We start from the raw sequence: 8,276 nt of genomic DNA, 5'->3' as shown, positions 1-8,276 counted from the left end.
GTAATCACGAGATCAACAGCATCAGCCTTGAACTCATCAGAAAACGTGGGACGGGAAGACATGGGAACAATCCTTTCAAAGACTGTCTCACATCAGTAGTACACCTCACCCACGGGGCGACCGCAACTTCTTACACGCCGGTTCTTTCGTGGTTCGGCCGCTCATTCACCGAAAAATCTCGGTCTTTGCTGGGACTGTCGGCGACGCCGTATCGAGGCACAAACGAGAAGGAGACTGAGCGACTCGTTGCCAGATTCGGTCGTAATCTCATCGAGCCAGATGAGTTCAGTGCAGAGAACGCGCACGAGTACCTCCAGGGCATGGGCGTTCTAGCCAAGGTGAACCATGAAGAGCTGAAGGGCATTGAGCTCAAGCTGAAGGACATGCGCTCGGCCACGGACGAGGATTCCCAAAGCGCCATGCTTGAGGCCCGCATCGACCTCCAGCAGGTGGCGGACAGCACGCAACGAAACGAAGCCATCCTGGACCACATCAAGGCATCCGAGACTAAGGGGCCGACTCTTGTCTTCGCCGCTTCGGTAGAGCATGCCGAGGCTCTCGCGGCTGTCCTCTCCGTTGAGGGCATTCCGGCAGCCGCCATCTCGGGCAAGACAGATCTGGGCCACCGGCGTTCAATCATCGAGGACTTCCGCAACGGAAAGATCCGTGTGCTGACCAACTTCGATGTGCTGACCCAGGGGTTCGACGCACCCAAGGTCGACGCCGTGTACGTTTGCCGGCCAACATTTTCCCCCAACAAATACATCCAGATGATCGGCCGCGGCCTCCGCGGACCGCTCAACGGAGGAAGCGAAGAAGTTCTGATCGTCAACGTCAAGGACAATTTGGACCAGTATGGCCACAAGCTGGCGTTTACGCAGCTGGACTATTTGTGGAAGAACGAGGCGACAAGTGCTCGCTGAGATTGAACTCGACGAAAGTCAGCGAGAGGTTGCGGAAGCTGCGCCGGATGCGCGGATGTTCGTCACTGCCGCAGCCGGCCAAGGAAAGACCGAGGTCTTGCTGGCGCGAGTGAAGACATTGGTGGAAGATGGCCTGAATCCCGCAGACGAAATCCTCGTCCTGAGCTTTTCCCGCGCCGCCGTCGAAGCCGTCAGGAAACGGGCACGCACCCACGACCTTGATGGACTTCAAATCCGAACTTTCGATTCCTTTGCGGCGCAGATTCTGATCGACATGGACGAAGAGACTCTGGGCGACAGCTTTGACGCCCGGATCCGAAAAGCCACGAAATACATCGCCGGAGACGAGACGCCCGATCGGGTCACTTACCTAAAGCACATCCTGGTCGATGAAGCTCAGGACCTCGTGGGCGACCGGGCGGAGCTCGTCTTGGCCCTATTTTCCGCTCTTGACGACGACTTCGGCTTCACCGTGCTCGGCGACCCATTGCAGGGCATTTACGACTTCCAGCTGGAAGAATCCGAGTCCAAACTCACCTCGGCGGAGCTCATCGAGACACTCGTCAAGGAGTTTGACGCGGATCAACAGACCCTGGAAAAGCACTATAGGGCAGTGACCGATCGCACCAGGGAGCTCATCTCCGTTGGCGACGAGATCCGCAACCTGGGAGCACTCGACGAGCCAGCGTGCGAGGCCGCACACAACCTGCTCGACGACTTCCGCAGGGAAGTTTCCAGCACCTCCGTACTCAATGAGTCAGGAGCTCTCAGCCCGAATGAAGGCGACACAACAGCCCTGCTGTGTTCGACCAATTACGAAGTCCTCATCGCGAGTGAACTTCTGTGGGAGAACGGATATCCGCACCTGATCCGGCGGAAGGCACAGGATATGAGTGTGGCGCCGTGGGTCCATCAAGTCTTCAAGGATCTGGAAGACCGGACGTACGACGCCGATGAGATCAAGTCCCGACTGAAGCAGCTCTTCGGCGAGGCATCAGCCGACCACTGGCTCGCATTGAAGACGGCCGAGGGCAACTTCTCCGCCTACGACTCGCTGAATGTCCCCCAGCTCAGCCAACGACTGCGCAGCAGATCGATCCCCTTGACCCTCACGGTGGCCGACGTCGCTCCGCTGATCGTTTCTACGGTACATCGGGCCAAGGGGCTCGAGTTCACCAATGTCCTCTATCTGCAACCGGAGTTCGGATCACCCGCCGCCGAGCAGAACACGGCCACATTGAAGCAGAAGTACGTAGCCCTGAGCCGGGCTCGAGAAGAGATCGTCTCGACCTTGCTGCCGAAGAAGATCCTCAAGCACGCCGACGGATCCGGGGGACGATGGCTGGAGAAGGCTTATGGCAAGTACGGGCAGTACACGGCGCGGATGGAGTTTTTGAACTCCGACATCGACGACGTTTCGCCTTATTACCCCGCAGACGGAGACGCTCACGCCGTTCAGGAGGGCCTAGTTCTGGATAACCTCCTGGGTGACGTCGTTTCGGGCCGCATTGAGTCCCAGCCCGAGCCCGGTGAAGTTCCTCGCTACGAGCTGACCACCAGCGACGGCCGCCGGCTCGGCCGAACCAGCCAATCTTTTGCGTTCGCGCTGAAGAAGAATTTCGGCTTCAAGGGTAACCGCAGCCAGGAGTGGCCCACCGCCTTCACCGGCGCCCGGGTCACATCCATCGAGTGCGCCACCGGCCATCCAGAGGAGACGAAGCTCGCAGGGCTCGGTTCCTCCGGTATGTGGCTTGTACCCCGGCTTACCGGGCTGATCAGCCGGATCAAGGATTAGGAGAATGACCTTGTCGACCCTAGACAGCAAATACGCATTCCGCCGCGAAATGGTGGACCGGCTTGTAACGGACCTCTACGGGCCCGGTGCTTCCGACGAGCTCATCACCGAGCGCCCCCTTGAGCGCTATGTCACGGGAGTGCTCTGGCCGGCGGCGGACGACACCTATTCAGAGGCGCCCGATGAGCCTGAGTCCGTGGCTGCTGCTTCTGGCGAGGCCTCAGTGGACAGCCCGGTCGCCAACGCCCGGCTGACTTATCCAAGCAGTGTGGGCTTGACCGTTTCCGTTGACACAGCACTTTCTCGTGTCCTTCTCGTCTCGCCGACTGCCGCCAGGTATGCCCCAGTCCCTACCCTCAGGGACAGCGGCAGCAAACGCCGCGACGCATATGACTGGCAGCGTACGCCAGCGGAACTCCCCGGGATCCCAATCGATCTGTCTTCAGCTGGGCCCCAGCGGCATCTTCTGGAGGGCGGGGCCCTGGAACTGTACGCCTTGGTGCGAAGTCCCGACGAGGCTGTCGTGACGGTGACTGTCGTGCTGAGGAACACCCAGCCCAAACCTGACCCGACATCAGACAAAGACGTGGCGTGCTGGTTCCAGGCTGGCCTCTCCGTTCACACCCCAAAGCCCGCTCTTGTTGATCGTTCGAAGCTGCGTACCAACGTTCCTTCGGACCCCGACCTGGCGTCGTCCGAGCTCCTCTACCGAAACCACATGATCTTCGGCGCCGGGCATGGCTGCGCGGTCGAGGTGGAGGCGTCCGACGTCGATGGCCGGCTCTGTCAGCGAGTGACCACCACGTTTGTTCCCCGGCAGGATGTCCACCGGTCCATGGCTGGCGTGAGCAACGCCAACCTGTCGCTCTCGTTCATGGGTTCGGCCACGCGCGAAGATGTCGTCGCGCAGCTGAACTTGCTCGCGGAGGACTATGCATCGTGGATCACGGCATCCAGTGACTCGGTAACAGCAGACGGTCAAACCCACGTTCCTCCGCACTTGCGCGGTGTCGCTGCCGACCATATGAAGCAGGCGGGGACTGCACACGACCGAATCAAAGCGGGCATCCAGCTGCTGGTCAACGATGAGAAAGCCTTTGAGGCATTTCAGCTGGCGAATCAGGCTATGCACATGCAGCGTTCGCGCCAGGACTGGGTCCGGAAAGGCGCCAAAGGCGAGTTCGTACTTGGCGCCCAGGCGTGGCGACCTTTCCAGATTGCATTCATCCTCATTAATTTGCCGTCAGTGACTGACGATCAGCACCCGGAACGCGACATCGCTGATCTCCTCTGGTTCCCCACAGGTGGAGGAAAGACAGAAGCCTATCTGGGGCTTGTCGCATACCTCCTGCTGCTCCGACGGCTGCGGAACACAAGCGTCCGGGGCGTGGCCGTGATCATGCGCTATACCCTCCGGCTTCTGACAATCCAACAATTTGAGCGCGCTGCCATGCTCATCTGCTCCCTGGAATCTGTTCGACTGGCGAATGAGGACCGGGTTGGCGGTACACCATTCGGCATCGGGCTCTGGGTGGGCGGAGGCGCAACGCCGAACGATATCGCAACTGCACGAACGAACCTGGGAAAGCTTCGGAACCACCAGGAAGTCGTCGAAGGAAACCCCAAGCAGATCGAAGCCTGCCCCTGGTGCGGCACCCGGCTCACGGTCGATGACTATCGAATCGTCAAAGTGCCCTCCGACCGGATGCTCGTCAGCTGCTCCAACAAGGCGTGCGAGTTTGCGGACGGCCTACCCGTTCACATCATCGACACAGACGTCTACCGGGAACGCCCAGAAGTCGTGATCGGGACCGTGGATAAGTTCGCCGGAATGTCATGGCGGGGGGAGATTGCAACCCTTTTCGGACGTTTGTCTTCCGCCGACCTGGGCCCGGACCTCATCATCCAGGACGAACTGCACCTCATCTCGGGACCGCTCGGTTCGACCGTTGGCCTCTTTGAAACAGCGGTCGACCTCGCGGCCAGCGGCATCGGACGCGAAGGGGGCTCCGCCGACCGAAAGCCCAAGATCATAGCCTCAACGGCAACGATTCGACGAGCCAAGGACCAGATCCGGTCCGTCTTCAACCGCGACTCCAGTCTATTTCCGCCGCCGGGGCTTGACCCGGATGACTCATTCTTCGCCAAGAAGGCTCCTGCTGACGGCCTCGGGACCCGCCAATACGTCGGGGTCCTCGCCTCGGGCACCAGCCATGCCACGCTCATGGTTCGCACCTACGCATCGCTGCTGCACTCAGCAACCGTCATCGAAGATGCCACCGCGGAGGACCGTGACCCCTATTGGACGCTTATCGGTTACTTCAACAGTCTCCGTGTCCTCGGCTCGGCCTACCTTCAGGTGTACGACGACGTCCGTGCCCGGCTTAATCTGTTGGCCAAACGAGAAGGTCGGCTCGGTGCGCGGGGTATTCAGCTGAGTGAGCTAACAAGCCGCGTGGAGAACCACAAGATTCCGGAGGCTCTCAAGTCCCTGGAGAAGAGCCTGGGGAGTGGGCTCACCCCCGAGGACGTGGTGCTGGCCACCAACATGATCTCTGTTGGCCTGGACGTTGACCGTCTGGGGTTGATGGCAGTCATGGGACAGCCGCAGTCCAGTGCCGAATACATCCAGGCCACCAGCCGGGTAGGGCGTGTGCACCCGGGCCTAGTCGTGACGATCTTCAATGCAGCCCGGACGAGGGACCGATCGCATTACGAATCGTTCAACGACTTTCATGGTGCCTTGTACCGTGCGGTGGAAGCCACGAGTGCCACGCCCTTCGCGGCCCGGTCCCGCGACCGCGGACTCCATGCTGTCCTGGTATCTGCACTCCGAATGCTTGTACCCGCCCTCAGAACCAGTGCCGGCCAGGTGAGAGACGAAGGACAGGTTGTTGATCAAATCCTGACCTTGATCGGCGACCGGGCGGCGGACATTGACGAGCATTTGAAACAGGATGAGGCTCCGGCAACGCGCGAGGCGCTCGAGCGGCTGCTGAACATCTGGCGCAAGGCTGCCCTTGCGGACGCTGACCTGCCCTACGAGGGCAAGAAGAATTCACCTCGCTCTCTTCTTATCGATTCCAGCAAAGCCCTTGAAGACCCCGATTTCGTCTACAGCACGAGCAGCATTCCCTGGCCGACACCACGAAGCATGCGCGACGTGGACGCCGAAACCGCGCTCCGGCCGGCCCCTATGAGGAAGGACGCCTCCCTTGGCTAGAAAGACCTACGCTGCCCGACGCAGCCAGTTGATCTCCACGTTCGGGGTAGGGAGTCTATTCCCCGCCGAGAACAACAGCTTCATGATCACCAGCATTGACCAATGGGACAGGAAGCATTTGAAGCCTGTCAGCGAGCCCCGCCTGGCACGCAGCTTGAGGGTGTCCGAGCTTCTGCTACCGCCCGCAGGCGCGCGGGGGAAGATCCCCGTTGTCCGGTTTCCGCAAATGCTCGTGTGCCCCAGCTGCAATCGAATCGGACGGGTACAGCAGCTGCAAGCCTCGTACGAGGACCCGAAGTGTGGCTTGTGTAAGTCGCCGGCCCCGCTGACCCCTTCCCGATTTGTGGTGGCGTGCGAAGACGGGCACATCGATGACTTTCCATATTCGTACTGGGTGCACGGCTTCACGCCAAGCGATGACATTGACCATCTGCTTTCGCTTGCGTCCGAAGGCCGAACGTCATCACTGGCCGACATGGTTGTTCGGTGCTCATGCGGGAAATCTCGGACCATGGCCGATGCGTTCAACTCCGTAGCGCTCAAGGAAATGAAGTGCCAGGGCAATCGCCCGTGGCTCGGCTGGGGTTATCGGGAACGCGAATGCGGCAAGGCCCCCAAGACAGTTCAGCGCGGTGCGTCAAATGTCTGGTTCCCGGTGGTGAGGTCCGCAATCTCTATCCCGCCATATTCTGAATTTCTCGCCAAGGTGGTGACGTCAAAAGCCTCCCAGCTCAGTCAACCGCAGGCTCTGGAGCCCGGTTCCACTTGGGTTCTCGAGGGCGTGGTTCAGGAATTTGACGGCCGCTTCTCCGTTGAGGAACTTCGCGCCGAAATAAAGCGCCAATTCCATGGCAGTGAGGAAACTGAGCTTTCCGAGGAACAGCTCCGGGAGCAGGAGTTCCTCGCATTGATGAACGGCCGCCGGGACAGCCCAGACACCGATTTTGTTGCTGAGAAAGTCGCCGTACCGGAGACCCATAAACACTGGATCAAGGCGGCACGCAAAGTCACGCGACTCAGGGAAGTCCGCGCACTGTACGGCTTTAGCCGGTTGCACCCAAGGAGTGAAGACAAGCCTGACGCCAAGCTGTCGCCCCTTTCGCCTGACGACAACCGCCAGAATTGGCTGCCCGCAATTGAGACGCTGGGTGAGGGACTCTTTGTGGCTCTGGACCGATCACAGGTCGAAGCTTGGGCTGAAACGAACTTCGCGGCCGGCAGGGAGAAAACGCTCCGCCTGAACGCGAAACGCGCAGCTGAGCAGCGCGGCCAGGACCCGATTTCCGTCAGTATCGTGGAGACCCTGATCCACACGCTCTCCCACATCATCATCGACCAGCTCTCGCTGGACGCTGGATACCCCGCGTCGTCTATTCGGGAACGCCTCTATGTAGGTTCGGATCAAGTCGGAGTGCTCTTGTATACGGCATCGTCCGACTCTGCAGGCAGCCTGGGCGGCATCGCTGCACAGGCGAGCCCAAAGCGCCTCGGGCCTTCCCTGGACGAAGGACTGTTCCGCACGTCTTGGTGTTCAGCGGATCCTGTCTGCATCGAGTCACGCGGTTCTGGTACCGATGCGCGTAACCTGGCCGCCTGCCACTGCTGCGTCCTTGTGCCGGAAACAAGCTGCGAGCTATTCAATTCCAATCTCGACCGGGGGTCCCTATTTGGCGTTCATGGTCAGATCGGGCTTGGCTTCAAGGATTGGGCAGCGCTGAACCCCATTGCAACGACTGGCCTTGAGAAACCGAGCAGCGTTTCGGACGTGTCCCACGACGACAACATCCCTGTCAGCGTGCGTCAAAGCCCATGGCTGACGGTCTTCACCGAATCCGGTCCTGAACTACAGGAACTTATTCCCGAGCTCGTGGAAGTCGATGTGGAGCTTGGTGACTGGGGTGCCGATATAGGCCCCGACAACCAGTGGCAGGTTGATCTCTCCTGGGCTACCTCACGAGTGGCAGTCCTTGTCGAGCGAGATGATGAGCGTGATGACTGGCTCGCGGAGCAGGGCTGGACGACCTACCACACCGTGGATTTTGCACCCGCAGACCTCGCCGACAAGCTGGCGGACAAGGTTTACTAGCGCAACGTGTGGGGGGTCGGGGTCCCGACCCCCCACACACGAGAACCGTGCCTAGTTGAGTATTTGATGCCTTGAGAGCCACCCAATCTTGCGCTTCAGAGCCACCGATCGTGCGGAAGAGAGCCAGTGGTGGTGTGCTTGGGAGCCACTGGCCCTCGACCTCATCGTTAGGCGCTGGCCAGGGCGGTCTGCTCCCTCATGTTGTAGGTGCCGGTGTCGACCCAGGTGGTGTTGTGGATGATGCGGTCC

General features: G+C 60.2%; 4 protein-coding genes. All 4 read left to right on the top strand.

Annotated features, from left to right (window positions below):
* On the top strand, nt 1–923 hold a 923-nt coding region (locus ACZY0Y_RS19275; protein ID WP_463959857.1), incomplete at its 5' end, for a DEAD/DEAH box helicase.
* Complete coding sequence (locus ACZY0Y_RS19270; RefSeq protein WP_463959856.1) at nt 913–2,718, top strand: UvrD-helicase domain-containing protein; 1,806 nt, start codon at nt 913–915, stop codon at nt 2,716–2,718. The genes ACZY0Y_RS19275 and ACZY0Y_RS19270, both read left to right, overlap by 11 nt.
* Before the next feature lie 4 nt (nt 2,719–2,722).
* Nucleotides 2,723–5,941 carry a helicase-related protein gene (locus ACZY0Y_RS19265; RefSeq protein ID WP_463959855.1) on the top strand — a complete coding sequence of 1,073 codons (3,219 nt, stop codon included), beginning with the start codon at nt 2,723–2,725 and terminating at the stop codon, nt 5,939–5,941.
* Complete coding sequence (drmB, locus tag ACZY0Y_RS19260) at nt 5,934–8,027, top strand: DrmB family protein (RefSeq protein ID WP_463959854.1); 2,094 nt, start codon at nt 5,934–5,936, stop codon at nt 8,025–8,027. Before ACZY0Y_RS19265 ends, drmB begins: the two co-directional genes overlap by 8 nt.
* Nucleotides 8,028–8,276: the final 249 nt, after the last annotated feature.

Source organism: Pseudarthrobacter kochi (assembly GCF_055412805.1).
The sequence above is the reverse complement of the archived record's forward strand: the minus strand, read 5'-3'. Positions and strand labels throughout refer to the sequence as shown.

Excerpts from the sequence above, each read along its gene's own strand:
- ACZY0Y_RS19265 (WP_463959855.1), top strand. The coding sequence starts at position 2,723 with ATGACCTTGTCGACCCTAGACAGCAAATACGCATTCCGCCGCGAAATG.